Raw genomic sequence first — 26426 nt, 5'->3', positions numbered from 1 at the left:
TTATTCGACGGCTCGGTTCAGATAGGAAATCAATGGCTGCAAGGTAGAAAAGCCGTCTAGAACCTGTTTAATAAGACTGGGCTTGGTGAGCGCATCGTCCGGCAACGCGTGACTGGCCGTAAAGCTTTTCAGTTTGAGATACTCGATAGCGGGGTTGTCCGGCGTGTAGCCTTTGGGTGGTCGTTGCAGCGTGTCTTCGCGGCTCAGTCCGTTGAACGTTTTGGCGAAAGCCGGAGCCGTGAGAATTTGATTAAACTCGTCAACGTTATAATCGATCTCCTGTCGGGCCTTGGCCAGTACGGTCGCATCGGGCATGTACAGACCACCCGCAATAAAGCTGTGGCCGGGTTCCAGATTAAAATAATAACCCGCCGTCTCAAGCTTCTTGCCCCCTTTGTTGAACCAGGCTCCGAAATTGGTTTTGTAGGGTGATTTGTTCGTAGAAAAACGAACATCACGATTGATGCGGAACATGCATCCCTTCGCCTGTAAATTCGATTCGGCCAGATCCGGGTCGATGGCGTTCAGACCCTCAATCAACTGGCTGACAAACTGGCCGAAGTCTGCGCGGGCTGCTTCGTAAGCAGATCGATTTGCATCGAACCAGGTTTTAGTATTGTTGGCTTTTAGGTTACGCAGAAAAGTCAGCGTTTCGGCTTGCAGCATAAGAGTGAGCGTTGCGATGGGCAAAGCTACTTCTTTTTAGCCGATGCCAGAACGACTGACCCAATGCGGACACACCATTTCCCGGCAAAATTTCGTATCTTTGCCATTCAATCTGAACAGCAATCAACGCATGATATCGGTACAAAACGTCTCCCTCCGCTATGGGAAGCGGGTGTTATTTGACGACGTCACTATAAAATTTACGTCTGGCAACTGCTACGGGGTGATCGGAGCTAACGGAGCCGGTAAATCAACATTTTTGAAAATTCTCTCCGGCGAAATCGAACCACAAACGGGTTCGGTGACAATGACGCCGGGTGAACGCATGTCGGTGCTGAACCAAAACCAGTCAGCCTACGACGAATACCCTGTCTTGCAAACGGTTATTATGGGCAACAAACGCCTGTATGACATCATGCAGGAGAAAGATGAGCTATACGCAAAAGCCGATTTTACGGATGCCGACGGTGAAAAAGCCGCCGACCTTGAATCGGAGTTCGCCGAAATGAACGGCTGGGATGCCGAATCCGACGCGGCCAGTCTGCTATCGGGGCTGGGCATCAAAGAGAACATGCACTACTCCTTGATGAGCGATTTGAACGGCTCGGAAAAGGTACGGGTCCTGCTGGCGCAGGCGCTGTTTGGCAACCCCGATGTGCTGCTGCTTGACGAGCCGACCAACAACCTCGACGTTGAATCGGTGATCTGGCTCGAAAACTTCCTGGCTAATTTCAACAATACGGTTATTGTGGTGTCGCACGACCGGCACTTCCTGGATCAGGTTTGTACGCAGATCGTTGACGTCGATTTCAGTAAGGTTAAGCTCTTTGCGGGTAATTATTCGTTCTGGTACGAGTCGAGCCAACTGGCGTTGAAACAACGGCAGGATCAAAACAAGAAAACAGAAGACAAACGGAAAGAACTCGAAGAATTCATCCGGCGCTTCTCGGCCAACGCGTCGAAGTCGAAGCAGGCAACCAGCCGGGCCAAGTTGCTCGAAAAGCTCACGATTGAAGACATTCAGCCTTCGTCGCGGAAATATCCTTATGTCAACTTTAAGTCGGAGCGGGAGCCCGGCGATCAGATCCTGACCGTCGAAAACCTGACTTACACGGCTGAAGATGGCACGAAGTTGTTCGAAAATCTGTCGTTCACGGTGAACCGTCAGGACAAGATATTTCTGTACAGCCGCGATGGACTGGCGGTTTCGGCCCTGCTTGATATTCTGGCGGGCGAACGCAAAGCCGATTCAGGTTCGTTCAAATGGGGAATCACGATCACGTCGTCCTATTTCCCGACGGATGCCGAAAAAGATAAGTTTTTTCAAACCGATCTGAATCTGGTGGATTGGTTGCGGCAGTATTCAGCCGAAAAAGACGAAAGCTTTATCCGGGGCTTCCTGGGTCGGATGTTGTTTTCGGGCGAAGAGTCACTTAAAAAAGCGAGTGTGCTGAGTGGGGGCGAAAAAGTGCGGTGTATGTTGTCGAAAATGATGCTGTCGGGCGCGAACGTCCTGATGCTCGATGAACCAACGAACCACCTTGACCTTGAATCCATTGAGTCGTTGAACAACGGTATGATCGATTTCAAAGGACCGATTCTGTTTACGTCGCATGACCACCAGTTTGTGCAGACGGTTGCCAATCGCATCATTGAAATTACACCAGCTGGTATTCTCGATAAGCTGATGACCTACGACGAATACCTGACCGACGATCGGGTAAAAGCGCAGCGGGAAGAGTTGTATGAAGCTGTCGCTTAACTAGATAAAGAAGCGCAAAAGACGGGGAATCAGGCTTTGGGCTTGATTCCCCGTTTTCTTTTAGACGATTGGTCTGGTTTGCTAGTTATGTACACGAGAATTATCCTGTACTATTTCTATGCAATCATTTGACCTTGTCGTCATCGGCACCGGTTCCGCCGGAAAAACAGTAGCTGAAGCTGTTCGGAAAGCGGGTAAGTCGGTGGCCATTATCGATAAATTACCGTTTGGAGGAACCTGTTCACAACGGGGGTGTGACCCGAAGAAAGTCTTAGTTGGTGCTGCCGAGGTTGTCGCCCGTTCTGCTCAGCTAGTGGGTAAAGGTATTGACCATACCACTTCGATCCATTGGCCGGATCTGATTCAGTTCAAAAAAACGTTTACGGATCCGATTCCTGAAAACACGGAGGAAAAATTCACGGAGCAAGGTATCCAGATCGTTCACGGCGTTGCGACGTTTGTATCCGACAATACTATCCGGGTTGGCGATGACGAACTGGTTGCAAAAAACATCGTTATTGCGACGGGGCATCGACCGCAGACGCTGAACATTCCAGGTGAGGAATTGCTGACGGACAGCACCGGTTTCATGGAACTGCCGGAGCTGCCCCAGGAAATTGTCATGGTAGGCGGAGGGTATATTGCCTTTGAGTTTGCGCATGTTGCGGCTCGTGCCGGTGCCAGCGTAACGATTCTGCACCAGGGCAAACGGCCACTGGAAGGCTTCGACGCTGATGTTGTTCAACTGCTGGTAGAGGCTATGCGCGCTCTCGGCATTTTTATCGTGCTAGAAGCAAAAGTAACCGCCATCGAAGGCGAGCCAAATAAGCTAACCGTTCAGTACGAGCGTGATGGCGCGAATCATACGGCATCGGCTAATCTGGTTGTCCATGCTGCCGGGCGCGTGGCCGATGTTGAGGAACTGGCGCTGGATAAAGCCCACGTTGAAGTCGGGAAGAAAGGAGTGCTTGTCAACGACTATTTGCAAAGCGCTTCCAATCCGATTGTCTACGCCTGTGGCGATGTAGCCGAAAAAGGCTTGCCACTGACGCCCCTGGCTTCTTACGAAGGAAAGATCGTTGCCGAAAATATTCTGGGCGGCAACAAAAAGACGTACTCAAACGATCCGGTCCCGTCAACGGTATTTACGGTGCCGCCCCTGGCGTCAATTGGTCTGACGGAAGAGCAGGTGAAGAAAGAGGGACGTAAAGCAAAGATTTTGTTTCAGGAAACGGCCGACTGGTACAGTACCCGACGAATCAACGAAGCTGTCAGCGGTTTCAAAACAATTGTCGATGAAGATTCCGACCAGATTTTAGGCGCGCATCTGTTAGGCTCTGGTAGCGAGGAAGTTATCAATCTTTTTGCACTGGCTATGAAGCATAAAATTACGGCAAAAGCGATGGGGGAGATGTTGTTTGCCTATCCAACCCATTCGTCAGACCTGAGCTCAATGTTACCTGATTGACAAGAAGGAATTCCGCTAGCAAAATCACACGAAAGTAAGGTTTTGCTAGCGGTCTGTCTGCCCATTACGGTTCGACAAGCTGCGCTGTATACCCGGCTTTCTCGACGGCTTTCTGCACCAAATGGGCAATTCGATTGTCTGTTGTTTGGACGGTCAATAAGTTATCAGGAGCATCCGTTGCGATGTTCCAGCCATCTACCTGCTCGATGTCATTCAGGTTTAGCGTTACCGCTGCTACATCGGCGCTCGATTTGATATTCGTTTTGAAGTTCAGGGTTTCCATAGACGATAACGTTGTTTCTACTGTAGTAACTACCCAAACGGAAATTCTTCCCAAAAGCAAGAAACAAGCATTTAATCCGAAACGACTAATGCCGTTATTGATTGGCAACGGGTTGCGCAGGTTCATCAACGAGCGTGGTTTCGAAATCAATTGGATGTTCCAGGGCTCGGTGTATTGGGCATCGATCCGCTATTTCACGGAGCCGGAGACGTTGTTCCGGGTCAAGATCACCGTTTAGAATAAGTTTCATGACAAAACGCGACCGTTTTTCCGCTGGATCGTACGTATAATCGACATGAATGACCACCGAGTCAAGCGACCAACCTTTGCGGTCGGCATACATGCGTACGGTTACAGCGGTGCAGGACGCGAGTGAGCCTGCCAGCAACTCGCCAGGGCGCATCCCCCGATCTTGACCCCCAACTTCCTTCGGCTCATCGACAACAATAACCTGTGTGCCAGTCGATAGGTGTGTTTCGTAAGGTGTTCGTTCAATCCGGGCGGTTATGGTGGCCATAGAAGAGTGGGAGGTGGTTAGCGGTCGTGAATTGCCGGCGGTAGTCAATGACGTATAAACAACCGGTTCACCATAGAATGTTTTTGACGAGCTAACCACTAGCCCCAATTTAGATACGATCTACTTTCCCCAGTCGGCGGGATTTTCGCGCCAGGCAGCGAGCGAAGCCAGTGCATCGGTAGAAATATAATCGAGTTCCTGTGCTTCGGTCAGTAAAACGTTGTAATCACTCAGGCAGACCAGCTGAACATTTTTGTTGGCAAAATTCTGCGCTGCCAGCGGAAAGCCATACGTAAAAATAGCGGCCATACCAAGTACGTCGGCTCCTGCTGCACGAAGGGCGTCAACAACTTTAAGCGAACTACCACCCGTCGAGATCAGATCTTCGATGACCACCACGCGCTGACCAGCTTCCAGCCGTCCTTCAATCTGTTTGCCCATCCCGTGTGCTTTGGGTTCGGGCCGAACGTAGCAGTAAGGAAGATTCAACGCATCGGCTACTAAGGCACCTTGCGGGATTCCCGCCGTAGCGACGCCCGCAATTACCTGCGCCGATGGAAATTCGTTCCGGATGCGGTCGGCCAGTGCATTTTTAATGTACGTTCGAACGTCGGGGTAGGCCAGTGTGACACGGTTGTCGCAGTAGATGGGCGATTTCCAGCCCGAACTCCAGGTAAATGGTGTATCGGGTTGTAAACGGATGGCTTGTACCGAGAGTAGATGCCGGGCAACGGCCTGCGGAGTCGATAGTGAATTCACAAGAAGCAATTAGTTACGGGCCCAAAATTAGGAAAAGGAAAGCAGACCGCTCTACTGATTACTTAAACTCCACCGCAGAATTGTCATCGAATCGGTACAACTGCCATCCGCTGAAGTTATCTTGCCGGTTAATCTGCGTGTTTCGGATTCAGACGAACTCTCACTGTACCTATTCGGGTGCCATCCATCGTCACAATCGTAAACGTAAACGGTGCTAATTCGATTATTTCACCGACATGGGGTAAATCTTCGTTCGTTTGTAAAATCAGGCCACCCAGTGTATCGTAGCTTCCTTCGGGAATAGCCCAGCCGTAGGTTTCGTTCAGATGCTCAATTTCGTGACGGGCACTCAAGAGCCAGGTGTGATCGTCGAGCTGCTGTTCGATCCAGTCCTCGTTCGTGTCGTACTCGTCTTGGATTTCCCCGAAAATCTGCTCGACCATATCTTCCAGACTGACAATACCCGCCGTACCCCCAAATTCATCAACGACGAGCGCTAAACTCTTGTGCTCCGACAAAAAGCGAAGCAGCAGATCCTGGGCGGGCATGGTCTCCGGAACCGTGATGATTGGTGTTATAATTTCCTCGACCGTTGCTGGTTTCTGAAACAAAGCCAACGCATGACAATAGCCAATTACGTCATCGATGGTGTCACGGTAAATAAGAATTTTTGAATGGCCGCTATCCTGAAAAGCCTGCCGTAGTTCCTCCGTCGTATCGTCTACCTCAATTGCCGTAATTTCCGTGCGGGGAATCAGACAGTCCCGAACGCGAACGTCGCGAAACTCGATGGCATTGTTGAAAATCTGCGTATCGATTTCTAGTTCTTCCTCAGGGTCAGCTTTTTGATTGAGTTGTTGAAGGTACTGGTTCAGATCCGTGAGCCCAAAAACGGGCCGAATTTCCGGATTACTTCTACCAAGGATGTAATGAATAACAAAACGGGCTGTTCCGACCAGGATACGTACGAGCGGGGCAATGGACTTATAAAGAACCCAAAGCGGAACGGCCAGCGCTTCCAGAAATCGGTCGGGATGAATTAGCGCCAGACTTTTGGGTAAGTAATCGGCGAACGGTAAAAAAATCACCGTCAGTACCAGCGTCTCAATGGTGATAAAGACAAACTGATGAGCAGACCAGGCGCTGGGTAAGATGCTCATCAGTAACGGATTCAGCGCCATAACGCCTAATACCGTGTATAGTACCAGAAATAACGTATTTCCTGTCAGCGTTGTGCCAACAAACAGGACCGGATTCCGCAGAAAACTCGATACCAGTTTCTCGCCGAGGGGACCTTGTTTACCGTGTATTTCAAAATACAGTCGATTGACCGATACGTAAGCCATTTCTACTGCCGAGAAAAACCCGGCTAGCACAAGAGCCAGTAACGCTCCAAAGAGCAACGCGTAGGATTCCAATGGGTTGTAGTTTTGGTTGTATAACGCCTGATTTATCGTTCTTGACCCAAAACTACAAACCAGTCGTTATTTTTTCTTTTTCTTCCGGTCTTCCAGCATCTGCTTGATGGTTGGAGAGACCGTTTTTTCGCGTTCAAGCCGTTTATTTTTTACGTACTGGAAAGCCAGTAGAAAGCCTAAACACAGCATCAACAACCAATAACTCTCGGCAAATGTTGTCCGCTGGTATTCGGCAATCCACAGAATCAGGAATCCGGCCCCCGCCGAGAGCAGCAGTATTTCAGAAAGCTTTAGTTTCATTTAAATCATTTTGTCGCGCATCTTGCTAAACTCACGATACCGCCGAACCGCCGAAATCAGGAAGCCCAGGATAACAATGAGCGTGCCGACCCAAAGTACGTTGATCAACGGTTTTTCGAACGCTTTCATGACGATGTAGTCTCGCTGCGTCCGGTTAACGGCGAAGGTAAACTTACCCGTGCGGGGATCAATTTCGTTCAACTGGATACGAACGCCTAATTCATCGCTCATTTCGGCGGGGTGAGCTACCATGCGGTTCTTGATAACAAAAGCCGGACTCAGTGTTTGCTCCCCCGTTTTGCTCAACACCCGAACACGAGCGCGCACAGCCGCGTCAGTCGGACCAATTTCCATACCTTCAACTTCATTGGTCCGAACAACGTCATCCAGAATAGCCACGTAATCATTCAGGTAGAACGTGTCTTTGATCGCAACACTGTACGTTTCTGTTTTTTCCCATTTGTTTTCGGCAGTTGGGTCGGGTACGGAATTGACGTACGTATAAATGTCCCGGTCAACCTTATGGCGTGTGTCCGGAGAGGCTAACAGACCCATGCGCTCATTCACCTGGGCACGCGGGTAGAGGCTAAATACCTTGCCGCTTGGCTCCCGGTATTCTACTTCATAATACGTGTTTTCCGGATAAAGCGCGAGCGTGTCTCCTTTTTTGTGGTACACTTTGCCGTTCTGCTCAATGTCACGTTGCGCGATACCGTGGAAATCACCCTCAATGACCATCACGTCTTTGCGGGGAATGTAGCCGGGAACGTCGCGTGCTTCAATCCGCTGGCCACGGTAAGTAAGCTGATAAGTCCCCATCCGTTCGGGCTGGTTGAGCCAGAGCAGCGTATTTTCTTTGTTTTCCTTGTTGTCGTTTTTGGTAAACTCGTCCTGTTTGGAAATCAGTAATCCGCTCGTATTAATCGAAATAACTTTTGAGTAGCCCGCCGAATACAGGATACCGATGAGCATCAACGCCATACCCATATGAGCAATGGCTCCGCCCGACAGACGGTAGTTGCCCCGTACGATACCCAGAAGAATGGTGCCGTTGGTAACAAGCGCGAAGACCGACGCAACCAACAAGGCCATGTAAACCGGATTTTTGATCGATCCGAACGCAATCAGACCGGCACTGATAAGCAGCGTTATAATCCCCGGTGTAATCAGCGCATCCCATTTTTTGTTTTCCAGTTTTCGCCACCACATGAATTGCCCAACGCCCGTCAGCAAGGCAATGACGACAAAGAACCAAACCTGGAATTTGTTGTAGTGGCTAATCTGATCAGCGGGCAGGGCCAGGTTCGAAACCTTTCCAAACGACTCCAGAATCTTGTTGTAGACCGGAATCGACGTGGTGGCAATGACCTGAAAAGCCGCCAAACACAGCACCGTAGCGCCAATAAACAACCAGAATTCTTTAGTGTAAACCGACGCTTCCTGTTCGTCGGTTGGAATATATTTCCACTTGCTCACGGCTAAGACCACAGCCAGACCAACGAATACCAGCAGATAAACCAGTAACTGTCCGGATAAGCCCAGATCCGTAAAGGAGTGTACGGATGCATTCCCCAAAATACCGCTACGGGTGAGGAACGTAGAATACAGAATGAGCAGGAAGGTGCTGATGCTCAAAATAATCGTCGTTTTTAGTCCCGTTGAGCTACGTTTGGCTATCAACATCGCATGTAACGAGCCAACCAAGACCAGCCAGGGTACATAAACCGAATTTTCGACGGGGTCCCAGTTCCAGTAGCCACCGAAGTTAAGGGTTTCGTAAGCCCAGTAGCCACCCATCATAATAGCCGTACCAAGTACCAGACCACCAATCAACGTCCAGGGCAGGGCCGGGCGAATCCACGCAAAGGGCTCATTGCGCCAAAGTCCGGCAATGCAGTACGAAAACGGAACCAGCGTCAGGGCGTAGCCCAAAAAGGTCGTAGGCGGGTGGATAACCATCCAGTAGTTCTGAAGCAGCGGGTTCAGCCCATTCCCATCTTTGGGCACAAAGGTCGGGTCTGCCGTAAAGATCGGGGCGTCGGGCATGGCTTCCGACAGCAGCAGGAACGGTGAGGAGCCAAGCTTAAAGGTGCCACCAAAAACAACGCCAAGAATCATCGATGCCAGAAAAGCCTGCACCAAGGCAAACACGGTCATCATCGGCGCTTCCCACTGGCTGCCACTGGTACGGGTCAAAATAACGCCCAGGGTTGCATTCCAGAACAGCCAGAGCAGAAACGAGCCTTCCTGACCTTCCCAGAAGCATGAAATCATGTAATGAACCGGCAACGCCCGCGACGAGTGACTCCAGGCGTAGTGGTACTCGAAGTAATGATTGTAGATGATATAAAACAGACTGGCAGCCACCCCAACGACAGCCGCACCGTGGATATAAAAAGCCCACCGAGCCAGCTTTTTCCAGTCGTCCTTCTCGGGAGCAGAAGGGCTGGCTGCCTGGACAGGAGCTTTCCGCTTGGCCGTTTTTCCCCCGAACGACGATTCGCCCGCGTACGCAAGCTGGGGTTCTTCAACGGGTATTGCCTGCTTCGCAGTCCGTCGACCAAGCGACGAAATAAAATAAGCCACTGTCGCTACCAGCGCAGTAACGAAGGACAGAATAACAAAAAAATGGCCGAGTTGCCCGACTGTTGTATGTATCATGTTTAATTTTCAGTGGGAAAAGCTGTAAGCTGAAAGCCTTTTAAAGTTGGGCTGTTTTAGCTTCGTGTTCGGTTGTTTCCAGCTTATTTTCCTGGTACTTAGACGGACATTTTAGCAAAATCTTATCGCACTGGAAGTGATCCCCTTTCATTGCCCCGATGATGACAACTTGCTCGGAACGCTCAAAATCCTGTGGCTTAGGACTGTTGAAAACAACCTTCTGCGCCCGGTTTTCATTGTCGATCAGCGTAAACTCAAAGTGGTTTGGGTCGATAGCAGGATCATAAAGCATGTCCGTAACCCGTCCCTGGGCATCTTTCTGAACCTTGCCAACGACGTGAATCATCTTATCGTCGCCATCCTGAGCAAGTTCGGCCGCTTGTTTAAAGGTAACGTAGGAACTGGCATCACCCGCCGTTGCAACAATGATACCAATGGCTAATGCAATAACAATAATCCCGAAAATGTGAGAGAGTTTCATAACTGTGAAACAAGATAGGTTAACTAAAAATAAGCGGGTCTACTGATTAATGAATGGCATTTTTAGTCCGCTCAGGTGTATCCGTTACGTTTCTTCGTTGGCCTTTGACCTCATCCTCCAGCTTCCCGATTTGGCGGTCGAGCCGAACGAGATAAACGATTATGCCCACAAATACGGCTGCGATGACAGCCACCACCACCCATATTTTACCATCGGCCCGGAGCTTGTCGGCCATCTCAACGCCGTCCGATACAGGCTGTTGAGCCATTAGAGTATGGCCCAGTAGAAGAAGGGCTGCTAGTGGGGCTTTCGTCAGAAAAAACAGTCGCATTTGAATAAGAACAAGAAGTCAAAAAAATAACGTAAAAATATAAAGAATCATTCCGGTTTACACCCACAGAATTATTCTTCGAGCGCTAGTTTTATCCGCCGGAGCCGGACCCGCAACTCGGTAATCCATACGCCCAGAAGCGTAAAGCCAATAATGGCCGGATAAAACACCATGCGTAAGTTGTTATCCATGTCGTATTTGCCAAACGCTGGATTGCCACCATTACCGGGGTGTAGCGAATCATTCAGGCGAGGAACGATGAAAATAAGCGGAACAAAAACGGCAAACGCAAAGATGTTATAAACCGCCGAAATGCGGGCACGGCGCTGTTCGTCGTCGAAAGAGCCGCGCAAAATCAGATAAGCCAGATAAAGCAGCATACCAACCGCAACGCTGTTTAGTTTAGGGTCATTAGGCCAGGGGTCACCCCAGGTAAAATTAGCCCATAACGAACCCGTCGCGCAGCCCAGCAGACCAAACAGAATCGCCGTATTGGCAAATTCGATGGCTACCAGATCGTCAGTGAGCCGACCATTTCGCAGGTAACGAATTGAGTAAACCGCCGATGTCAGAAGCAGAATGATCATACCAAACCAAAGCGGAACGTGAAAATACACGTTGCGAATGCTTTCGTTGAGAATGGGCTGACGGGGTACGACACCCAGCAACCCCTGTAGTATTACATAGGTCAGAATAAGGACCGAAAGGGCTTTCCACCAGTTCTTTTTCATAAGTAACACGGACGTTCTGTCCGTATAGTTAATGTAAGTAAGCGGAGATGTCCGCGTTACGTTAGCTCCGCCATAAAAACGGAAATAACAGCCAGGATAATGTTATAACAATGGCGTCGATGGCGAGTACGATCCCGATCTCGTCCCAGCTTGAACCACGATCAAGTCCATCGAGCGCATTTTTCGATATTTTCAGCAGCATCAGCAGCAGCGGAAGAATAATCGGAAAACTTAACACCGCCATGAGCGTCGCTGGATTTTCGGCCTTGCTGGCAATGCCCGAAACGAGCGTCAGCGAAGCCGCGAAACCAATAGCACCCAGGATCAACGTAAGCAGATAGAGCGTTACGTCCTGAACCGGATTGCCCAGTACAAAGGCGTAGACGCCAAATCCCAGCAAGGCCAACACGAGCATCAGGGCCGTATTGTACAGTATTTTTGAGATAATGATCTGCTCAGGACTTGCCAGAATGTAGTAATACAATTGTCGGCCAGCGCGTTCCTGCACAAAGCTTTTCGCAATAGCGTTGATCGCCGTGAACAAAAGAATAATCCAAAACAGGGTGTTCCAGACAATCGGCGTCAACTGACCGCGACGGGCATTAAAACTCAGGTAGCATACAAACACCGCCCCGACAATGTATAATAGCATCCCGTTGAGCGCGTAGCGTTGCCGCCACTCGAGCAGAAACTCTTTACGCATCAACGCACTCAACTGTCGTACTGAATCGGTCATGTCATTCGTTTACGACTGCAAATTTACGGCGCAATGCCGATGCGAAAAAGAAATAGTTTTGTATTCTGTGTTCTTAAGACTGATGATCGTTGTCATAGAACCCCGTGAGCGCTGTCAGGCAAAACGACAAACCGATTATTGACAGCGACCAGGACAGAGCCCTTGGTACATGCCGTATGAATTACGTTCGTCGAGACATCACTATATTTGCTCCTTAAATGGCGTTGGCTTTTACTCAGCGTAGTCTGGTTTGGGCCTGTCAACGTGCGGTAAGAGTTATTTGTGATGGATTATTCAGTTGTTCTGCTTCTCTGCGGTTTCTCGTTTTTAGCTGGTTTTGTGGATGCCATCATTGGTGGGGGCGGCCTGATTCAAACGCCCGCGATGCTGTTTACCTTACCCCAATATCCTATTCCAACGCTGATCGGTTCAACCAAAATACCATCCCTGTGCGGCAGCCTGATGGGCGCGTTCCAATACGGCCGGCGGGTAGCCGTTGCCGGACGATTTATTGCCCCGATGATGGCGATTGCTTTCGGCGCTTCCTGGTTGGGGTCCTGGACGCTTACCCGGGTGCCCAACAGTTTTATGAAGCCGTTTGCGCTGGTTATTCTCATTGCCGTTTTTATCTATACACTGACAAAAAAAGAATTTGGTCAAGTAACGCGTCAGTCCGTTCCTGCGCATCAGCAGCGCATACGGATGTGGGCAATGGGTGCCTGTATTGGCTTTTACGACGGCTTTTTTGGCCCTGGCACGGGCAGTTTTCTCGTGTTGGGCTTTATTGCCTTGATCGGCTTCGACTTTTTAAAAGCCAGCGCGCACGCTAAATTGGTCAATGCCGCTACTAACCTCGCCAGCGTTTTATTTTTTGTCAAAGAAGGTACAATCCTGTATGCTGTAGCGATACCGATGGCCGTCGCTAATTTGTGTGGCGCTTTTTTCGGAGCCCGGCTGGCCATACTGAAAGGCAACCAATTCATCCGCATCTTTTTTCTGCTCGTCATTACGGCGACGATTATACGATTTGGCTGGGATTTAGTTGGATAAAATAACCTGTAAGGGCAAGTCGTTACCGATAAAAGTAGTAGAGTGGATGGGGTAAGATATTTTCAAATGCTCCTTGCAAACCCAAACTTTCCGTTGTAATCTTGCGTTAATTAAACTGAATCTAAATAAGCTTAAGATCCCGGTACCATGAGCAAACGTAGCGTTGCCGATTTGAAAATTGGTGAACGAGCGGTTATTCAATCGTTCGACAATCAATTAATGTCGCTTAAACTACTTGAAATGGGCTGCTTGCCGGGAGCTGAAGTGTGCGTAAGTGGAAAAGCGCCACTGGGCGATCCAATCTGCCTAAACGTGGCAGGCTATTGTTTAGCCATGCGAAAATCCGAAGCTGCTACAATTCTGATTGACAATTAAAGGGTTATGGCGGTTTGCGGGCGCATAAGAGTCGTAAGCCGGATGCTATAATCTGTATAACTGCTTTGAAATCATCCCCCGTAATCGCCCTTGTTGGCAATCCTAATGCCGGTAAATCGTCGCTGTTCAACCAACTGACTGGGCTCCGCCAGAAGACGGGTAATTTTCCCGGCGTTACGGTAGACAAAAAGTCTGGTCCGTGGTCAATAACGGATCAGCTAACGGCCAACGTCGTTGACTTACCCGGTGTTTACTCCATTTATCCGAAATCGCTAGACGAGCAGATCGTTACCGACATACTCGCTAATCCGGCTCACCCGGATTACCCCGATGTCGCTGTCGTGGTTGTTGACGCATCCAATCTGCACCGCAACCTGCTGCTTTTTACCCAAATAGCGGATCTGGGCGTTCCGGTCATACTGGCCCTGAACATGCTCGATGTGGCTCGCCAGCAGGCAAAAGACGTTAATGCCGTACGTTTGGCGATGCAGTTGGGAGTGCCCGTTGTGCGCATCAATGCGCGTACGGGCGAAGGGATCGAGCCACTCAAGAAAGCCGTGCTGGGCCAGCTTCGTAAACCAACGTTGCAGGAGAAATTATTTTTTGATCCGGGCGAGGAAGCGGCTGATCTGATTGCCGATACAAAAGCGCAGTACCAGCTCGGCAACAATTACCTGGCATTACAGTACGTCATTCAGCACGATGGATTTACGTTTCTGAATCATCAGCAACAGGCTGGACTGGACGCCATCATTACGAAACACCAATTTAACGAACCCACGTTTCAGGCGGGCGAAACAATCACGCGTTACAAGCGGATCGCGAACGTCGTTGCCGAAACCGTTACCGATCAGCGCCCGGCCGATCAAGCCACCTGGACGCAGAAACTTGACCGTGTGCTGTTGCATCCGGTTTGGGGGTACGCCATTTTCGCCCTGGTCCTGATGCTCATTTTTCAGGCCATTTTTGCGTGGGCGCAACCTTTCATGGACGGTATTGATACGGGCGTAGCCTGGCTCAACGGTCGGCTAAAAGACAGCTTACCCGAAGGACCGCTCACGGATTTGCTTACCGACGGTATTCTGGCCGGAGTGGGGGGAATTCTGGTCTTTATCCCACAAATCGCGTTTTTGTTCTTGTTAGTTGCGCTACTCGAAGAATCGGGCTATATGTCGAGGGTAATGGTCATTATGGACCGCATCATGCGCAAATTCGGCCTGAACGGGCGCAGTGTTGTACCCTTGATTTCGGGCGTTGCCTGCGCTGTTCCCGCGATTATGGCTACCCGTAGCATTGGTACCCGACGGGATCGTCTGATAACGATCCTGGTGACGCCACTCATGAGCTGTTCGGCCCGATTGCCAATTTATACCATTCTGATTGCCTTGGTCGTACCGAACCAGCGTGTGCTGGGTATATTTAACGTACAGGGCTTGGCGCTGATGGGGCTATACCTCTTAGGCTTGGTGAGCGCTCTGCTTGCTGCCTATGTGCTGAAACTGGTTCTTCGCAGTAAAGAGCGCAGTTTCTTTATCATGGAATTGCCTACGTTTAAATTGCCCCGCTGGAACCACGTGGCGCTAACCGTTTGGGAAAGCGTGCGGGCATTTGTGTGGGAAGCCGGGCGTGTCATCCTGGCTATTTCGATCGTGCTGTGGGTACTGGCCAGTTACGGTCCCGGCGATTCCATGCAACGCGCCGAAGAGCAGGTCCGCCAGCAAAGCCAGCCATTGGCCGCCGACGAATTGGCGAATCGAATTGCCTCCGAACGACTCGAAGCCTCGTATGCCGGGCGCTTTGGTCATTTTATCGAACCCGTTATCCGCCCGCTTGGCTATGACTGGAAAATCGGTATTGCGTTAATCAGTTCCTTTGCCGCCCGCGAGGTATTTGTCGGTACGATGTCGACCATTTACAGCATTGGAACGGGCGACGACGAAGGGGTTACGATTCGGGAGCGGCTTCGGCAGGAGCGCAACCCGCAGACGGGGGATCGTATGTACACACCGGCGCTGGCCTGGTCCTTGCTGATTTTCTACGTTTTCGCCATGATGTGCATGAGTACACTGGCGGCAACCCATCGTGAAACCAAAAGCTGGAAGTGGCCGATGGTTCAGCTGGTTTACATGATGGCATTAGCCTATGGAGCCGCATTCGTAACCTATCATTCGCTAAGCTAATATGGTGGCGGTAGGTACTTCCCCCGACAAGGTTTAGCGGCTGATTGAGTTGTGTAATCCGATCCTTGAACCTGAACTCAGCCCTTTCCCAAACTGTATTCGAAACAAAGGCTACAGGGTGCTTACCAGGTCGGTTGCTTACAGCCGATATAGACGTGCTTTCTTGCTTATCAAGCAGCGACTGGGTTACAAACAAGTTCACGCATTAACAAAATAAGCTGTAAAAGCTAAAAGGTAGCTAACCAATTCGGTCGGATCTGGTTTATAAAGAAAATCCCCGCCAGCGCTTGGCTGACAGGGATCAACGTCTTACAAAGAATTACGATTACCAAAGCAATCCTTTTGAGATCAAGGGATAAATAAAGTGGTAGACAATATAAGCAAATAATGCCAGGGTTAGGCCGCCTAAAGCGCTGGTTTGATCGAAGGTCGCCCGGTTCTTTCGCGAAGGACGACTTACGCGCCAATCACGCTGTGCTGTAGGTTTCATAAGTACTTGTCAGTATAAAGCTACAAAGTGCATTACAAATTTGGGGCCGTTTTCTGCTATCGCCTAGAGCGAAAATCCGGATTTTGTGTTCTGCGTATAACTACCTGATTTGCTAGAAACCTATATACGTCGATGTTTATTATTCGGTAGCTACGCTAATTCTGGAATCAAGTTACTCTAGAGCATAAGTGTAGAATACGCTCTACACTTATGTTAAACGTTTTCTACAGATTACTCCCACCGTAGCGCATCGACAACGTCAGAAGCCGTCATTCCAATGGGGCCGCGTTGTTCCGCTGCTCGATCACCCGCCAGTCCGTGGAAGAAAACACCTAGTACGGCTGCTTCGATTGGGTCGTAGCCTTGGGCAAGTAGGGCGGTTAGTACACCCGTAAGTACGTCACCAGTGCCACCGGTGCTCAGACCAGGGTTTCCCGTCGAATTAAAATGAATATCGCCGTCGGGCGTAGCTACTGCCGAATAAGCACCCTTCAGAACGACGACGACTTTATATTTCTTCGCAAAGTTGCGGAGTAGCTCTAATTTTTGATAATCGTCTTTCCAAGTCTGGGTGAGCCGTTCAAATTCCTTGGGATGCGGGGTCAGAATACTATACTTCGGTAGTTTATCCAGTAACTCCCGGTTCTCCGACAACAAATTAAGGGCGTCGGCGTCTACTACCATTGGCTTCGTCAGCGTTGGTAGCAAGTCCCGCAGCATAGCCAGGGTTTCGGGCGCTTTACCAATACCAGGCCCAATGCCGACGGTGGAGTAGTCGGCTGGGGGAGGGGTATCTACCTCACTTTGACCTGTTAGCATCCGCTCATTGGAATCCGGGCGGCACATTGCTTCGGGAACCGCCGTTTGCAGCGTCGTATAGCCACAGCTGGGAGCGTGGACCGTTAGTAAGCCAACGCCTGACCGCAGGCAAGCGCGCGCGGATAGCACCGCGGCACCGATCTTTCCGTAACTACCGGCCAACAGCAAAGCGTGGCCAAACGAACCTTTGTTCGAAAAGCGTTCCCGCTTGTGGAGCAGCAGACGGGCGTCCTTGGGCTGGGTGTAATAATATGGCGTTGGCGCATGGTCGATATATCGCTTGTGAAGCCGGATATCAACAAGGTGCCATTCGCCGACGTAACGCCCGTTTTTAGGCATCACGAAGGCTAGTTTCGGTAATTGAAAAGTGACTGTATAATCGGGTTCGATAATAGTATCAGCCTGACTGTTAGCTTGGTCGGTGTAAAGACCGCTGGCAATATCGACCGAGACTACCGTAGCCGGAGCGCGGTTGATCGCTCCAATGGTATCCTTGATAATACCCTCGGCGGGTCGCGATAGACCGGAGCCCAGAATAGCATCAATAACTACTTCGTTATGGCGTATGGCAGGAATATCTTCCGTTAATTCGACGTAGTGGATACGCTCGATGACGAGCTTAAGACGCCGGTGGTTGTGCATGAAATCGTCGGACTCGCGGGGCGCATACCGAACGACATACACATCAATTGGGTAGTCGCGTTCGAGAAGTAGACGGGCAATCGCTAAGCCATCACCCCCGTTATTGCCTAACCCGCAGAAAATTTTGGTGGATGTTGTGTTTGGAAAGCGATCAACGAACCAGTCGACAAAAGCGAGAGCCGCTCGCTCCATGAGGTTGATGGGCGCGATGGGTTCGTTCTGAATAGTGGATTTATCGAGGGCACGAATTTGATCGGCATTTAATATTTTCATGAAGGGCGTATTGGTTAGGCCGTGTAATTTCGCAAAAGTATTTTCTAGTACGGATAAATTTGCTATCTTTGCGGCTCATTTCGCAAATACTTATCTGGCGATTTATATACAGTCATGAGCGAGTTAATCAAATTAGTGGAGGCAGACAACGCGCAGCGTCGCGCCGATTTGCCCACGTTCCGGGCGGGCGATACGGTGAACGTACACGTCAAAATCCGCGAAGGAAATAAGGAGCGTATTCAGGTGTTTACGGGAACCGTCATTCAGCGCCGGAACCCAAGTAGCGCTGGCGAGACGTTTACTGTCCGCAAAGTATCGAATGGTATTGGTGTTGAGCGGATCTTCCCGGTCCTTTCGCCAAATATCGACAAAATTGAAGTGGTTCGTCTTGGTAAAGTACGTCGCGCTCGGTTGTTCTTCCTACGTGGTCGTCAGGGTAAAGCTGCACGTCTCAAAGAGCGTAAGCCAAAAGCAGTTGCAGCCGCTTAGTCCGCTTCTGAGCAACCATTATCTTCTGAAAAGCTGCCTGTACAGGTAGCTTTTTTTGTATTCCCTGCAATCGTCTCCGGCTATTGCAGGGACGATTCACCCATCCGGAGTCTGTTGCAATTCGACTATGGATTTCTATAAATACCAGGGCACCGGTAATGATTTCGTGCTGGTAGACGATCGGGCGGGTACGTTTCCTGCTTCTGATCAGGCGTTTATCGAACGGTTGTGCCACCGGCGGTTCGGCATCGGTGCCGACGGTTTGATTCTGTTACAGAACGATCCCGAGTATGACTTCAGGATGGTTTATTTCAACGCGGACGGAGCCGAAGGAAGCATGTGCGGCAACGGTGGGCGCTGTATCGTTCGTTTTGCGCATGATCTGGGGGTATTCGAGGGCGAGACCCGGTTTATGGCCGTTGATGGTGAACATACAGCGCTGGTAAACGAAGGCGAAATATCCTTGAAAATGAGCAATGTATCCGGTATTGAGCAACGAAATGGACTGACATTTCTCAATACGGGTTCTCCCCACGTTGTCCAGTTTGTCGATGATCTGGAGTCGCTTGATGTCGTTGCCGAAGGCCGCAAGATTCGGTATAGTGCTCCGTTTCAACCGGGTGGAACGAATGTTAACTTTGCGCAGGTGGTTGACGAAAACACCCTGTTTGTCAGAACGTACGAGCGGGGGGTCGAAGACGAAACGTATTCCTGCGGGACGGGGGTAACGGCAGTGGCCTTGGTGGCTCACCAGCAGTTAAATACGCCTACTCCGGTCTCGATACGGACCATCGGCGGTAACCTGCGCGTCTCGTTTACGGCGCTGGCCGACGGTCGCTTCGAGGCTATTCACTTGATTGGTCCAGCGCAGCGTGTGTTTACGGGTACCCTGCCCCGCTGATGTTGTGTTCAGATAGTCCGTAGTTTTAGTTCAACATTACCGAACGTTATCGTCAATGATTATCTATAAATCAAAGGCTTGGCTGCCTGCGCTCTGGCATTTCCACACAGGCCCTACGGCTATCGCACTGCTCCGTCGATTGGTCGTCGTTGGCATTTACGCCACCTTTGTGACGATAGGGGAATTAAATTTCATTGACTTTCGCCTGAAAGATACGCCTAGTTCGTTTTTGCAGGCGATGGGCATTCTGTTGAGCTTGCTCCTGATTTTCCGTACCAACACCGCGTATGACCGCTTTTACGAGGGACGGCAGGCCTGGGGGACGCTCGTAAACAATTGCCGGAATTTGGCGATTTTCTTCAACGCTGTTTTGCCGCAGAGCGATACGGATAGTCGGCTGTTCTTTGCCAAAGCCATTTCTAATTTCCCGTTTGCGCTTAAAAATCACTTACGGGATATACCGGGTACGGATGAACTGGATGTCGTGGAAGAAGTTGACCGGCGCAGTCTGGATAAGTTTGATCATAAACCCGCCGGTGTGACCAGTCAACTCTGGGTGAAAACAGAGATGCTTTATCGGGCGGGGCATATCTCGGAATCGCAGCATATCAACCTCAACCGGAACCTGACGGTTCTGATGGACGTATGCGGCATTTGCGAACGGATCAAAAGCACGCCCATTCCGTTTTCCTACAATTTATTTATCAAGCTGTTTATCATGATCTACGTGGCTATTCTGCCCTTCACGATCATTACGGCTTATGGCTACCTGACAATTCCGGCTGTCATACTCACATCTTATGTACTCGTTGGTCTGGAGATGATCGGTGAAGAAATCGAGGAGCCGTTCGGTCTCGAGCGTAATGATTTGCCGCTGAATCAGCTAAGTCGGCAGATTCGGGTCAACGTACACGATATATTACAGATCAATCTGCCGCCCATTGAGAAGCAGGCTGCCAAGCCTGGATTCACCATCGTAACGTAGCTAAGTGGATGAGGTTATCGAAACCGTGGCTTAGTCTTCGGCTTCGATGATGCCGCCGTGTACGTGGTAAATCGTCTTGGTCTGCATGTCGGGCTGTCTTAACAAATCTTTAGCAGCAATCCGGCTCCGGACACCATTGGTACAAAGCACAATAAGCGTATCATAGGGAGCCAGTTCCGCTTTCCGGGCGCGGATATCGGCCAGGGGAATGTTTACTCCACCGAGGTTGAACTCCTCGTACTCCCATTCGTCGCGAACATCGATAACGGCGGTGTTTGCTTGCTGGCGAAGCAAGTCGAGGTCCGCGAGCGGAATATCTGTGTAGTCATGTGCAGTCATACGCCTGAATAACCATCGATTCTGCCTGGCCGTTCAGTTGGGGTGCTATCGATCACGGATTGCTATAATTTCAATCTCGCCTACTTCGGGACGGCTGCCCCAGCCACATTGCAGCGGTACCTGCTTACCTGTTTCGGCAAACCGAATGGTTACCGAACGTTCGTACGGGCTTACGCCAGCCGGCGTACTGGCCATAGCTTTCTGCAAAATAGGCAGTGAATTGGCCGTCGGTTTATACCGCGCATCGGCTGACGGGTTGCCGTGATCAAGTCGGACAAACTCTTCACAGCCGTCGGTGGCCAGACTATTGGCGTAAATAAACGCTGGCTCGGTGCGCTCGGGACCCAGGTTGTTGGCTGATTGCGTCTTGCAATTCAGTAGTAGGGCTACCAGCAGGCATAAGAGTGGTTTCATACCGGTTCGTTTGGGTAAGGTAGTACGGGCTTCTAAACGGTTAAAACAAACAGCTGAACGATCTGTTTGAGGCTGTCAATCTGTCAGCCAGGCGCAGGCTGGAACAGGATTTGATCACGCCCCGTTACGTTAATCATTCTATTTACTCAGGACCTTTAAGACCTTATGGAAGCCGTTCAAAACGAAAAAGGGCAGATTTCGATCCATACCGAGAATATCTTCCCGATTATCAAGAAATTTCTTTACTCCGACCACGAAATTTTTCTGCGTGAATTAGTGTCAAACGCCGTAGATGCTACCCAAAAGTTGCGTCAACTGGCCTCGTTTGGTGAATTTGGCGGGGAGCTAGGTGATCTGAAAGTGACGGTTTCGCTCAACGAAGAAGCCAAAACGATTACCATTAGTGACAATGGAATCGGGATGACCGCCGATGAAATCAAGAAATACATCAACCAGATTGCTTTCTCGGGCGCGTCTGACTTTCTGGAGAAGTATAAAGACAAAACGGACGACAAAGGGCAGATCATCGGTCATTTTGGCTTAGGTTTTTACTCGGCCTTCATGGTAGCCGAGAAAGTAGAAATTATTACCAAATCGTACCGGGACAACGCCGAGGCCGCCCGCTGGATCTGCGATGGATCGACCGAGTTTGAGCTGACGGCTGCCGAGCGCGCGGAACGGGGAACGGACATCATTCTTTACATTGCCCCCGATTCGGAAGAATTTCTCAACAAAGGCCGCATCCGGGGAATCCTCGACAAATACGCTCGCTTCCTGCCCGTCACGGTGGAATTCGATGGTCAGGTGGTGAACAACACAACGCCGATCTGGACCAAGGCACCGTCTGAATTGACCGACGAAGATTACAAAACGTTCTACCGGGAGCTGTACCCGATGAGCGAAGAACCGCTCTTCTGGATTCACCTGAACGTCGATTACCCCTTCAACCTGACCGGTATCCTGTACTTCCCCCGGGTTAAGAACGAGTTGCGGTTCCAGCGCGAAAAAATTCAGCTGTACAGCCGTCAGGTGTTTATTACCGATGAGGTAAAAGACGTAGTGCCTGATTTTCTGATGATGCTGCACGGTGTTATCGACTCGCCGGACATTCCGCTCAACGTATCGCGGAGCTTCTTACAGGCCGATGCCAACGTCAAGAAAATCAACGGCTATATCACCCGTAAGGTAGCGGATAAGCTGAACGATCTGTTCAACGCCGACCGGAAAGCGTTTGAGGAGAAGTTTGACGATATCGGTCTGTTCATCAAATATGGTATTCTAAGCGATGACAAGTTTTGGGAGAAAGCCAAAAATTTCGTGTTGCTGAAAAATACGGAAGGCCAATACGCCACCCTCGACGAGTACCGGGAAAAAATTCAGGCAAATCAGCTCGATAAAAACGATACCCTGGTCGTTCTTTACACCACGGATCCGAAGCAGCAGGATGCGTACATTGAGTCGGCACGTCGCCGGGGATACGATGTTCTGTTGCTGAACACGGTGATTGATCCGCACTTTATCAATGCGCTCGAACAAAAGCTGGAAAAAATAAACTTCCAGCGTGTTGACGCCGATACGCTGGATAAGCTGATCGACAAAGGAATCAACAACGAGAGTGTTTTGTCGGAAGACGATAAAACAAAGCTCAAGGAAACGTTTGAGCAGGTGCTTAACAACAAAATGCTGAATGTGAGCATTGAAGCGCAGCCAACGGACGAATTACCCGTTACCATTACAATGCCGGAATTTATGCGTCGGATGAAAGACATGTCGGCCTTATCGGGTGAGCAGTCGTTCTATGGTAATCTGCCGGTGACGTATAACGTGGTGGTCAATGCCAACCACCCGCTGATTGGTAAAGTGCTGGCCGAAACGGATGCTGATGCGCAGAAGTCGCTGGTGAAGCAGGTGTACGATTTGGCGTTATTGTCGCAGAACATGCTGACCGGCGCTGACCTGACGGCCTTTGTTCGTCGCACCGTCGCCACGCTGTAAGCGTTTTCGGAAAAGAAAGTAACAATTAATTATTCTGTGTATAAAAGCAGATGGGCTATTCCAACTTGGAGTAGCCCATTTTTTGTTCGTCCTGACTAGGCCCGGCCATTACTGCTACGCGGTATCTGGGTGATGGAACCACCCGCCGGTTTACGGGAAGCGCGCGTAAACCACACTTTTCGTTTGGCGAGCAACCGACCAATGATAAAGATAAGGACGGCTCCGATGATGACCGCTCCAATAAGCGGTAAGAAAATAGTAAACAAGGAAAGACCAAATGAGGCAACGTTCTCGCCGGTAGCGACAACCGGGTTGGCGACACCACCCGTGGTCGCAGTCGAGCCCAGTCGGAGCAGACTGGTTCCTGCCTGCACGATACCCGCCGAACCACCGCCCAGCATAAGCCCTAATCCCCAATGGACCAGTGAGTTATCAATGTGTAAAAAGGAGGTGCTTAGTACAGTCCCCGCAATGACGGAAGCGGGGGTTGCGAGTGTATCCAGCAGGTTGTCGAGCCAGGGAATGTAGTAAGCTCCAATCTCGAAGATCGTCGCCAGTGATAAGCCAAATAAAGCAGGCCAGTCACTGAGCCACTCAAAGCCCGCTACCGTGCCAATAAACCCCAGCTTTGTGGCTACACTGGCAATGAGTAAGGGAACAAAGACGCGAAAACCACAGCAGGCAGCCAGACCTACGCCGATACAGGCGCTCATAATCCATTGAATGGACATAGTTCGTAAACAGTTATTGATGAATGGTCTGTCTGCTGTTTGTCAACGAGCGGTCATACCGACTAGTATAAACCTGATTTCGGCCCGCACGGTTTTAACCAAAAAATTGCGCGTTAAAATTCATAAAAAACGCTTCGTCGGTGGCGCGGGTAAGGGCGGTGTAAAGCCAGCGAACAAATTCGTTGTTCACCTGGCCATCGGGCAGGAACCCCTGATCGACAAAAACCGCGCTCCACTGGCCCCCCTGGGCTTTATGACAGGTAAGGGCATAGGCAAACTTTACCTGCAAGGCATTCAGGTAAGGATCGCGTCGGACGGCTTCGGCCCGCTCTTTCTTGCTTTTGATGTAAAAATAATCCTTCATCACGCTTTCGTAGAGCGCTTTGTGCTGCTCCGATGTCAGCGACGGAACGGGAGTGTGCAGCGTGTCGAGCAGGATTTTGGCTTCAAAGTCCGGTTGTTCTTCGTAGTCCACCAGGCGTAGGGTAACCGTGGCAAACCGAAAGCCGTGCATCTCTTCCTTGTTTCTGATCTTAAGCACCTCGGCAAATTCTCCGTTTGCCAGAAAACCAGCGGGGGAGTCTTCGTCCAGCGTTGTGTAATTGTTGCGGGCAATCATCAGCATATCGCCCGCGTCGAGTTCTTCTTCGCATTGGTCGATCATCCGCCGAACAAACTGGTTGTACTGAACCGCTGTTTTGTTCGAACGACAGAGGATCACCGTATTCTCCCGACCGTATTTATCGTAAGCGTACCGGATGCCGTCTTCCAGCTTGGTGAGTGGCATCTTGTATACATCGCTGAACGACCGCACATTAAGCTGAATAGGAGGGACTTCGGTTGTGGTTGAACTGCCGTTATCGCTCAGGAGCGCGTCGAACCCGATTGCTTTGGGGGTTGGCTCCGTATCCCCGAGCAGCAGACGCAGGCTGGTTGCGTTGTAAAGAATCCCCGATTCTTCGTCCTGGCGCATCACCTCGGTCAGCTCCTGTTCGTAGACGGTCATGTCGAACGCGCTGGAAAGAAACCCCCGGTCAAGCGCCGGACTCAGTTCCCGGCCAACGGGAGGTAACTGCGCGGTATCGCCAACGAGCAATAACTTGTTGCCCGGCCCTTCGAACACATAATCAATCAAATCGGTAAGCAAACCTTTGCCGCCAAAATCGGCTTCGTCGGAGATCATCGACGCTTCATCCACGATAAAGAGCGTGTCTTCGTGGTAATTCTTCTGCCGCTGAAACGCCAATGTAGCTGATCCCGGATCGGCCACCTGGCGATAAATCTTCCGGTGGATTGTCTGAGCTGGTTTTTTGGCGTAATTGAACATTACTTTAGCCGCCCGACCCGTAGGGGCCAGCAGCACCGATTTATAACCAAAACGTGGTAATACTTTAATGAGGGTTCCGACGAGGGTGGTTTTACCCGTTCCGGCGTAACCGCGCAGTAAAAAACAGTCGCGGTAATGTTCAAACTCTTCGCGCGTGATGAACGCACCAATCTGTTCAAAGAATTGCTGTTGTCCGGAAGTCGGTTTGTAAGGAAAACGTTTGGCCAGCAATTGCGCAGCCGTCTGGGTTTCATTCATACCTGTAAGATACGAAATATTCGCGTCTTTTGAAACCGAATTCTACCGGAAAAGAAACCGATTATGAGCCGTATCGCAAAGCGCTGCGCAGGAAGGCTATGCCCATAAAAAACGCCCGGTCGCAAAGATGTACCGGGCGTTTTGATCTATTTTAGATACATGAAAATAAGTACAAATCTGAATTAGTGCGCTTGACGAACGATACCGTTCGTAGCCCGAAACTTCGCAGGTTCAGGCGTACTTGCCACCGCTGCGTGTAGAAGCGTTCTAGGCGGTAGCTTATAGCAACGGGTAGTTTCCTGCCATGAACTAGCCTAACCTCACACTGAATTGCGAACAAACATACTTACTAGTAAGCACATATGAATGACCATAAAGTTAATTTCCACTGAAGATTCTTTACTTGATAATCGATAAGGTCAGCATCGGAAAAAAAAGCAAACCAGGCGCCAGCTAATAAGCCAAGCGAAAGCAGACGTTTCCCGACCACTCGTTGTCAGTCACGAATCGTCTTGTTTATTTACAACTTATTGTTTCTTATTTATAGTATTGAACGCTTGCTTTGTGTTTTTTGCTATCTTCACCGCACATTAACTCCCTCACACACATGAAAATACGACAAATTCTCCAGGGGAAAGCGGTAAACGCGTTGTACAGTGTCTCGTCAAATGAAACCGTATTGGACGCGCTCAAGCTCATGGCCGATAAAAACATTGGCGCTGTGTTGGTTGTCGATAACGGAAAGCTAGTAGGTATCTTCTCCGAGCGCGATTATGCCCGTAAGATCATCCTGAAAGACCGCCATTCGAGTGACACCCGCGTGGCCGATGTAATGACGGCGCACGTGATTACGATTGAACCCGAACAGTCGCTGGAAGAATGCATGATTATTATGTCTGATCGGCACATTCGTCATCTACCCGTTATGGATATGGATACCCTGGTCGGCATTATCTCGATCAATGACGTGGTAACGGCTATTATACGCGACCAGAAGACGCGGATCGATTCACTGGAAAGCTACATTTCGGGAAGTCTGTACTAA

27 protein-coding genes are annotated in these 26426 nt (G+C 50.2%); 10 read left to right on the top strand and 17 right to left on the bottom strand.

The features are described 5' to 3' along the window. Complete coding sequence (locus M0L20_RS19880) at positions 1–666, bottom strand: DUF2461 domain-containing protein (protein ID WP_248478697.1); 666 nt, start codon at positions 664–666, stop codon at positions 1–3. Between the two features lie 130 nt (positions 667–796). Here M0L20_RS19880 and M0L20_RS19875 point away from each other — a divergent pair, with 130 nt between their 5' ends. Next, positions 797–2428: an ABC-F family ATP-binding cassette domain-containing protein gene (locus tag M0L20_RS19875; RefSeq protein ID WP_248478696.1), complete on the top strand. Its 1632-nt coding sequence runs from the start codon at positions 797–799 to the stop codon at positions 2426–2428. A gap of 118 nt (positions 2429–2546) precedes the next feature. Then, positions 2547–3896 (top strand): dihydrolipoyl dehydrogenase family protein, encoded by a 1350-nt coding sequence (locus M0L20_RS19870; protein WP_248478695.1) that lies wholly within the window; start codon positions 2547–2549, stop codon positions 3894–3896. Positions 3897–3960: 64 nt separating this feature from the next. Here M0L20_RS19870 and M0L20_RS19865 read toward each other — a convergent pair whose 3' ends face one another. The 10 genes from M0L20_RS19865 to M0L20_RS19820 form a co-directional block, all read right to left on the bottom strand. Further along, positions 3961–4179: a copper chaperone gene (locus tag M0L20_RS19865; protein WP_232558340.1), complete on the bottom strand. Its 219-nt coding sequence runs from the start codon at positions 4177–4179 to the stop codon at positions 3961–3963. A 94-nt stretch (positions 4180–4273) separates the two neighbouring features. Then, the gene (locus M0L20_RS19860) at positions 4274–4696 is read right to left on the bottom strand and encodes an OsmC family protein (RefSeq protein WP_232558339.1); all 423 of its coding nucleotides are present in this window, start codon (positions 4694–4696) and stop codon (positions 4274–4276) included. Between the two features lie 120 nt (positions 4697–4816). Next, complete coding sequence (pyrE, locus tag M0L20_RS19855; protein ID WP_232558338.1) at positions 4817–5455, bottom strand: orotate phosphoribosyltransferase; 639 nt, start codon at positions 5453–5455, stop codon at positions 4817–4819. A 128-nt stretch (positions 5456–5583) separates the two neighbouring features. Next, a complete protein-coding gene (locus M0L20_RS19850; RefSeq protein WP_232558337.1) occupies positions 5584–6873 on the bottom strand; it encodes a hemolysin family protein in 1290 nt (429 codons plus the stop codon). Positions 6874–6939: 66 nt separating this feature from the next. After that, entirely contained in the window at positions 6940–7173 is a 234-nt protein-coding gene (locus M0L20_RS19845) for a hypothetical protein (protein ID WP_232558336.1), read from the bottom strand. Next, a complete protein-coding gene (gene ccsA, locus M0L20_RS19840) occupies positions 7174–9834 on the bottom strand; it encodes a cytochrome c biogenesis protein CcsA (protein WP_232558335.1) in 2661 nt (886 codons plus the stop codon). It lies immediately after the preceding gene. Positions 9835–9874: 40 nt separating this feature from the next. Beyond that, complete coding sequence (locus M0L20_RS19835; protein ID WP_232558334.1) at positions 9875–10315, bottom strand: cytochrome c maturation protein CcmE domain-containing protein; 441 nt, start codon at positions 10313–10315, stop codon at positions 9875–9877. 46 nt (positions 10316–10361) lie between these two features. After that, positions 10362–10646 (bottom strand): CcmD family protein, encoded by a 285-nt coding sequence (locus tag M0L20_RS19830; protein ID WP_248478694.1) that lies wholly within the window; start codon positions 10644–10646, stop codon positions 10362–10364. A gap of 71 nt (positions 10647–10717) precedes the next feature. After that, the gene (gene ccsA / locus M0L20_RS19825; RefSeq protein WP_232558332.1) at positions 10718–11377 is read right to left on the bottom strand and encodes a cytochrome c biogenesis protein CcsA; all 660 of its coding nucleotides are present in this window, start codon (positions 11375–11377) and stop codon (positions 10718–10720) included. A gap of 61 nt (positions 11378–11438) precedes the next feature. Next, a complete protein-coding gene (locus M0L20_RS19820) occupies positions 11439–12113 on the bottom strand; it encodes a heme exporter protein CcmB (protein WP_248478693.1) in 675 nt (224 codons plus the stop codon). Between the two features lie 285 nt (positions 12114–12398). Here M0L20_RS19820 and M0L20_RS19815 point away from each other — a divergent pair, with 285 nt between their 5' ends. The 3 genes from M0L20_RS19815 to feoB all read left to right on the top strand — a co-directional run bounded on the left by M0L20_RS19815 (position 12399) and on the right by feoB (position 15718). Then, entirely contained in the window at positions 12399–13163 is a 765-nt protein-coding gene (locus M0L20_RS19815) for a sulfite exporter TauE/SafE family protein (protein ID WP_248478692.1), read from the top strand. A 147-nt stretch (positions 13164–13310) separates the two neighbouring features. After that, entirely contained in the window at positions 13311–13538 is a 228-nt protein-coding gene (locus tag M0L20_RS19810) for a FeoA family protein (protein WP_232558329.1), read from the top strand. 65 nt (positions 13539–13603) lie between these two features. Next, a complete protein-coding gene (feoB, locus tag M0L20_RS19805) occupies positions 13604–15718 on the top strand; it encodes a ferrous iron transport protein B (RefSeq protein ID WP_248478691.1) in 2115 nt (704 codons plus the stop codon). A gap of 325 nt (positions 15719–16043) precedes the next feature. Here feoB and M0L20_RS19800 read toward each other — a convergent pair whose 3' ends face one another. Together M0L20_RS19800 and M0L20_RS19795 are read right to left on the bottom strand one after the other, a co-directional pair. Continuing rightward, positions 16044–16208 carry a hypothetical protein gene (locus M0L20_RS19800; RefSeq protein WP_232558327.1) on the bottom strand — a complete coding sequence of 55 codons (165 nt, stop codon included), beginning with the start codon at positions 16206–16208 and terminating at the stop codon, positions 16044–16046. A gap of 231 nt (positions 16209–16439) precedes the next feature. Continuing rightward, positions 16440–17942 (bottom strand): NAD(P)H-hydrate dehydratase, encoded by a 1503-nt coding sequence (locus M0L20_RS19795; protein ID WP_248478690.1) that lies wholly within the window; start codon positions 17940–17942, stop codon positions 16440–16442. Between the two features lie 114 nt (positions 17943–18056). On the opposite strand from M0L20_RS19795, the gene rplS reads away from it, so the two are divergent. The 3 genes from rplS to M0L20_RS19780 all read left to right on the top strand — a co-directional run bounded on the left by rplS (position 18057) and on the right by M0L20_RS19780 (position 20317). Then, positions 18057–18431, top strand: coding sequence for a 50S ribosomal protein L19 (gene rplS / locus M0L20_RS19790; protein WP_232558325.1), 375 nt, complete (start codon positions 18057–18059; stop codon positions 18429–18431). Positions 18432–18558: 127 nt separating this feature from the next. Further along, entirely contained in the window at positions 18559–19332 is a 774-nt protein-coding gene (gene dapF / locus M0L20_RS19785; RefSeq protein ID WP_248478689.1) for a diaminopimelate epimerase, read from the top strand. 55 nt (positions 19333–19387) lie between these two features. Beyond that, positions 19388–20317 carry a bestrophin family protein gene (locus M0L20_RS19780; RefSeq protein WP_232558323.1) on the top strand — a complete coding sequence of 310 codons (930 nt, stop codon included), beginning with the start codon at positions 19388–19390 and terminating at the stop codon, positions 20315–20317. A 30-nt stretch (positions 20318–20347) separates the two neighbouring features. Here the strand turns inward: M0L20_RS19780 and M0L20_RS19775 are convergent, their stop codons facing one another. Together M0L20_RS19775 and M0L20_RS19770 are read right to left on the bottom strand one after the other, a co-directional pair. After that, the gene (locus M0L20_RS19775; RefSeq protein ID WP_232558322.1) at positions 20348–20656 is read right to left on the bottom strand and encodes a rhodanese-like domain-containing protein; all 309 of its coding nucleotides are present in this window, start codon (positions 20654–20656) and stop codon (positions 20348–20350) included. Between the two features lie 45 nt (positions 20657–20701). Beyond that, complete coding sequence (locus M0L20_RS19770; RefSeq protein ID WP_248478688.1) at positions 20702–21070, bottom strand: hypothetical protein; 369 nt, start codon at positions 21068–21070, stop codon at positions 20702–20704. A 165-nt stretch (positions 21071–21235) separates the two neighbouring features. Here M0L20_RS19770 and htpG point away from each other — a divergent pair, with 165 nt between their 5' ends. Continuing rightward, positions 21236–23065, top strand: coding sequence for a molecular chaperone HtpG (gene htpG, locus M0L20_RS19765; protein WP_232558320.1), 1830 nt, complete (start codon positions 21236–21238; stop codon positions 23063–23065). Between the two features lie 95 nt (positions 23066–23160). Here the strand turns inward: htpG and M0L20_RS19760 are convergent, their stop codons facing one another. Together M0L20_RS19760 and M0L20_RS19755 are read right to left on the bottom strand one after the other, a co-directional pair. Beyond that, positions 23161–23796 carry a DUF4126 domain-containing protein gene (locus M0L20_RS19760; RefSeq protein ID WP_232558319.1) on the bottom strand — a complete coding sequence of 212 codons (636 nt, stop codon included), beginning with the start codon at positions 23794–23796 and terminating at the stop codon, positions 23161–23163. Positions 23797–23890: 94 nt separating this feature from the next. Next, positions 23891–25381: an ATP-dependent DNA helicase gene (locus tag M0L20_RS19755; protein WP_248478687.1), complete on the bottom strand. Its 1491-nt coding sequence runs from the start codon at positions 25379–25381 to the stop codon at positions 23891–23893. A gap of 607 nt (positions 25382–25988) precedes the next feature. On the opposite strand from M0L20_RS19755, the gene M0L20_RS19750 reads away from it, so the two are divergent. After that, the gene (locus M0L20_RS19750) at positions 25989–26426 is read left to right on the top strand and encodes a CBS domain-containing protein (protein ID WP_248478686.1); all 438 of its coding nucleotides are present in this window, start codon (positions 25989–25991) and stop codon (positions 26424–26426) included.

Origin of the sequence: Spirosoma liriopis (genome assembly GCF_023196085.1) — a bacterium.
Classification (GTDB): domain Bacteria; phylum Bacteroidota; class Bacteroidia; order Cytophagales; family Spirosomataceae; genus Spirosoma; species Spirosoma oryzicola.
Note: the sequence above shows the minus strand (reverse complement) of the source record. Positions and strands in the feature narration are given on the sequence as shown.

Bases quoted from the DNA above. Each gene is read 5' to 3' on its own strand.
- M0L20_RS19860 (WP_232558339.1), bottom strand. From the start codon at position 4,696: ATGGCCACCATAACCGCCCGGATTGAACGAACACCTTACGAAACACAC.
- M0L20_RS19780 (WP_232558323.1), top strand. From the start codon at position 19,388: ATGATTATCTATAAATCAAAGGCTTGGCTGCCTGCGCTCTGGCATTTC.
- M0L20_RS19800 (WP_232558327.1), bottom strand. From the start codon at position 16,208: ATGAAACCTACAGCACAGCGTGATTGGCGCGTAAGTCGTCCTTCGCGA.
- M0L20_RS19795 (WP_248478690.1), bottom strand. From the start codon at position 17,942: ATGAAAATATTAAATGCCGATCAAATTCGTGCCCTCGATAAATCCACT.
- M0L20_RS19830 (WP_248478694.1), bottom strand. From the start codon at position 10,646: ATGCGACTGTTTTTTCTGACGAAAGCCCCACTAGCAGCCCTTCTTCTA.
- M0L20_RS19755 (WP_248478687.1), bottom strand. From the start codon at position 25,381: ATGAATGAAACCCAGACGGCTGCGCAATTGCTGGCCAAACGTTTTCCT.
- ccsA (WP_232558335.1), bottom strand. From the start codon at position 9,834: ATGATACATACAACAGTCGGGCAACTCGGCCATTTTTTTGTTATTCTG.
- rplS (WP_232558325.1), top strand. From the start codon at position 18,057: ATGAGCGAGTTAATCAAATTAGTGGAGGCAGACAACGCGCAGCGTCGC.
- M0L20_RS19845 (WP_232558336.1), bottom strand. From the start codon at position 7,173: ATGAAACTAAAGCTTTCTGAAATACTGCTGCTCTCGGCGGGGGCCGGA.
- M0L20_RS19775 (WP_232558322.1), bottom strand. From the start codon at position 20,656: ATGACTGCACATGACTACACAGATATTCCGCTCGCGGACCTCGACTTG.
- M0L20_RS19815 (WP_248478692.1), top strand. From the start codon at position 12,399: ATGGATTATTCAGTTGTTCTGCTTCTCTGCGGTTTCTCGTTTTTAGCT.
- M0L20_RS19810 (WP_232558329.1), top strand. From the start codon at position 13,311: ATGAGCAAACGTAGCGTTGCCGATTTGAAAATTGGTGAACGAGCGGTT.
- M0L20_RS19820 (WP_248478693.1), bottom strand. From the start codon at position 12,113: ATGACCGATTCAGTACGACAGTTGAGTGCGTTGATGCGTAAAGAGTTT.
- M0L20_RS19875 (WP_248478696.1), top strand. From the start codon at position 797: ATGATATCGGTACAAAACGTCTCCCTCCGCTATGGGAAGCGGGTGTTA.
- M0L20_RS19865 (WP_232558340.1), bottom strand. From the start codon at position 4,179: ATGGAAACCCTGAACTTCAAAACGAATATCAAATCGAGCGCCGATGTA.
- dapF (WP_248478689.1), top strand. From the start codon at position 18,559: ATGGATTTCTATAAATACCAGGGCACCGGTAATGATTTCGTGCTGGTA.
- M0L20_RS19870 (WP_248478695.1), top strand. From the start codon at position 2,547: ATGCAATCATTTGACCTTGTCGTCATCGGCACCGGTTCCGCCGGAAAA.
- M0L20_RS19770 (WP_248478688.1), bottom strand. From the start codon at position 21,070: ATGAAACCACTCTTATGCCTGCTGGTAGCCCTACTACTGAATTGCAAG.
- M0L20_RS19835 (WP_232558334.1), bottom strand. From the start codon at position 10,315: ATGAAACTCTCTCACATTTTCGGGATTATTGTTATTGCATTAGCCATT.
- M0L20_RS19760 (WP_232558319.1), bottom strand. From the start codon at position 23,796: ATGTCCATTCAATGGATTATGAGCGCCTGTATCGGCGTAGGTCTGGCT.
- M0L20_RS19750 (WP_248478686.1), top strand. From the start codon at position 25,989: ATGAAAATACGACAAATTCTCCAGGGGAAAGCGGTAAACGCGTTGTAC.
- ccsA (WP_232558332.1), bottom strand. From the start codon at position 11,377: ATGAAAAAGAACTGGTGGAAAGCCCTTTCGGTCCTTATTCTGACCTAT.
- M0L20_RS19880 (WP_248478697.1), bottom strand. From the start codon at position 666: ATGCTGCAAGCCGAAACGCTGACTTTTCTGCGTAACCTAAAAGCCAAC.
- htpG (WP_232558320.1), top strand. From the start codon at position 21,236: ATGGAAGCCGTTCAAAACGAAAAAGGGCAGATTTCGATCCATACCGAG.